At 56.2% G+C, this 2,972-nt stretch carries 2 protein-coding genes and 1 pseudogene; all 3 read left to right on the top strand.

All coding sequences use genetic code 11. The annotated features are described in order from the left end of the window. Nucleotides 1–262 precede the first annotated feature (262 nt). Nucleotides 263–757, top strand: coding sequence for a chemotaxis protein CheW (locus tag HX884_RS25900; RefSeq protein WP_032309859.1), 495 nt, complete (start codon nucleotides 263–265; stop codon nucleotides 755–757). A gap of 130 nt (nucleotides 758–887) precedes the next feature. Further along, a complete protein-coding gene (locus HX884_RS25895; protein ID WP_032309858.1) occupies nucleotides 888–2,579 on the top strand; it encodes a PAS domain-containing methyl-accepting chemotaxis protein in 1,692 nt (563 codons plus the stop codon). A gap of 112 nt (nucleotides 2,580–2,691) precedes the next feature. Beyond that, nucleotides 2,692–2,811, top strand: a pseudogene (locus HX884_RS25890) (AAA family ATPase); the annotation flags it as partial. Nucleotides 2,812–2,972: the final 161 nt, after the last annotated feature.

Below are 2,972 nucleotides of genomic sequence, written 5' to 3'. Positions count from 1 at the left end.
TAAGGCCTTTGAATAAGACAAAAGGCTGCCTCATCGCTAACTTTGCAACAGTGCCACTTTTTGTGGTGTTTAAATAAAACATTGGGCACCAAAACATATCCAAAAGATGCAAATTTCGTTACCATGAAAACACAAAGGTGTCAGAGAAAGAATCTCGGTCCACCTATAGTTCAAGTCCGACAGGCTGCTAACCGCAGCGATTTGCCGACCTTGCGCGCCTGCATATGCCTGCGCGCCCCTACCAGTTACGAGACGGAATACGATGTCCAGCATCACTCCAGCCCAGCATCTTGCACCTGCCCCGGCGCCGATGGAATATCTCGCCTTTAACCTCGGCAGCGAAGAATACGGTGTCGACATCCAGAAAGTGCAAGAATTGCGCGGATACGATGCCGTCACGCGCATCGCCAACGCACCGGACTACATCAAGGGCGTCGTCAACCTGCGCGGCGTCATCGTGCCGATCATCGATATGCGCATCAAATTCAATCTCGGTACGCCGACTTACGATCAGTTCACGGTCGTCATCATCCTCAATATTGGCGGTCGAGTGATGGGCATGGTGGTCGATTGCGTGTCCGACGTCATCACGCTGACTCCGGACCAAGTTAAGCCTGCGCCTGAGATGGGTTCGGCGCTGGATACGAATTATCTGATCGGTCTGGGCACGGTCGAACAACGCATGCTGATCCTGGTCGATATCGACAAGCTGATGTCCAGCACGGAAATGGGCTTGATCGAAAAACTGGCGGCATGACTTCCGTCTCGCTATTCACCGAAACGCCGCGCTCGCTTTTAGCGATGCGGCGACGGTGCAAAAATCGCGCGCATGCTGCGAATCGAACGAACCAAAACCGCAATAGAACACACCGTCCAGGGAGCAAGCAATGCGAACCAACATGCCAGTAACAAATTCCGAGTACATCTTGAAGGACACGGAAACGGTCGTTTCCAAGACTGATTTGAGCGGGAATATCACCTACGTTAACCAGGATTTCTGCATTATCAGCGGCTTCTCGGAAGAAGAACTAATTGGATCGCCGCAAAATATCGTGCGTCACCCGGATATGCCGGCTGAGGCGTTCAAAGATTTCTGGAGCACTATCAAGGCCGGCAAAGCGTGGACTGGCCTGGTGAAAAATCGCTGCAAGAACGGCGATTATTATTGGGTCGAGGCCAATGCCGCGCCCATGCTGGAAAACGGCAAAATGGTCGGGTACACATCGATTCGCGTCAAGCCCAGCCGGGAGCAGGTAGCTGCCGCTGACAAAGCCTATCGCACGATCAAAAGTGGCAGCAACGAACTTCAGGTGCACGAAGGCTCGGTCGTCGCGCGCTCATTCTTCCGGCGCTTCGACTGGCTGGCGATCCTGTCGATCAGATCGAAAATCATGCTGTCGTCCGGGCTGCTGACGCTTCTGTTCATTGCAAACCTGGTCTTCTCGGCTTCTGGAAACAAGCAATTCGACGCATGGTCGAGCGCCGCTTCCATCCTCGGCATCGTCCTGGGCCTGGTGTCTGGATTCCTGCTGTACCGCGCCGTCGTCGTGCCGCTGCAAAACGTCAAGCATGACATCGAACGGATGAGCGCGGGCGACCTGAGCGCCAAGATCGACGCCAATGGCGACGATGAGCTGGCGCAGATGATCCAATCGCTGCGCGTGCTGCAAACTAATGTGAAGCTATTGGTCGGCCAGATCAAGGAAGCGACCGATGTCGTCAATAGCGGCGCCGCGGAAATCGCAACCGGCAATGCAGACCTGTCGGCCCGCACCGAATCGCAGGCTAGCTCACTGGAGGAAACCGCTTCCTCGATGGAAGAACTGACCAGCACCGTGAAACAGAACGCCGACAATGCACGCGAGGCAAACCGACTGGTTGCGTCTGCATCCGAAACTGCGATAAAAGGCGGCCAGGCGGTCGGCCAGGTGGTCGGCACGATGGGGTCAATCAAGGAAAGCTCCCGCAAGATCGTCGATATCATCGGCGTCATCGACGGCATCGCGTTCCAGACCAACATCCTGGCCTTGAACGCAGCAGTCGAGGCCGCGCGCGCCGGCGAACAGGGCCGCGGCTTCGCGGTGGTAGCCGCCGAAGTGCGCAATCTTGCACAACGCTCGGCAGGCGCCGCCAAAGAAATCAAGTCCCTGATCAGCGACTCGGTCGAGAGAGTCGAGGCTGGCAGCAAGCTGGTCGACGATGCCGGCAAGACGATGGATGAGATCGTCACACAAGTCAAACAGGTTGCCGGCTACATGAGCGACATCACCTTGGCCAGCCAGGAACAAAGCGAAGGAATCGAACAAGTCAATCAAGCGATCACGCAGATGGACGAGGTGACGCAGCAAAATGCGGCGCTGGTCGAACAAGCGGCAGCCGCTGCCGAGGAAATGCAAAGCCAGGCAGGAAAACTGGCCCAGCTGGTCGACAGTTTCAAACTGGTCTCCGGTGCACAGGCAACGCGAAGTGGCAACACGCAGCCTGTTGCCATACGCGCGCCCACCCCGGTTGCACGCAAGCCTGTTGCCGCGATCCGGACGGCAACCCCGAAAAAACTTGCTCTAACCGGCAGGCGGTAGTGCGGTAACTAGAACCAACATTTGAAACATTGCTGAATGGCGCGTCATCACCGCTTATTCTGGGAGAAATGAAATGCTAAACTCATTTACGTAGGAATCCTTGCGGTCCCCCATGACCGAACAGTTCGACGCCAAGTCGGCCGAGATTCGCGCGATGCTCAACAACCAACTCGAACCAAAGCACACGGCCGAGATCCGCGAGCGCATGCTGGCGGCGGGCTTGCCGATATAAGCCATCATTTGCAGTTAGCGTGAGCCGACGGCGGTGAAATGCGAGCTGGCGCCATCGACTGCAAGCTCGTTTGCAGATATTGAGAGCATGTGCGCTCCGTCATTTGGGGGTCGGTTCCGGCTGAGGGCGAAATGACACCCTAAGCGTTAGCTCTGTGTCGT

Source organism: Enterobacter sp. SECR19-1250, assembly GCF_013391025.1.
In the GTDB taxonomy this organism is placed as follows: Bacteria; Pseudomonadota; Gammaproteobacteria; order Enterobacterales; family Enterobacteriaceae; genus Enterobacter; species Enterobacter cloacae.
This window is presented reverse-complemented; position numbering and strand designations above follow the sequence as displayed.

Coding starts and splice junctions, on each gene's coding strand:
- HX884_RS25900 (WP_032309859.1), top strand. CDS start 263: ATGTCCAGCATCACTCCAGCCCAGCATCTTGCACCTGCCCCGGCGCCG.
- HX884_RS25895 (WP_032309858.1), top strand. CDS start 888: ATGCGAACCAACATGCCAGTAACAAATTCCGAGTACATCTTGAAGGAC.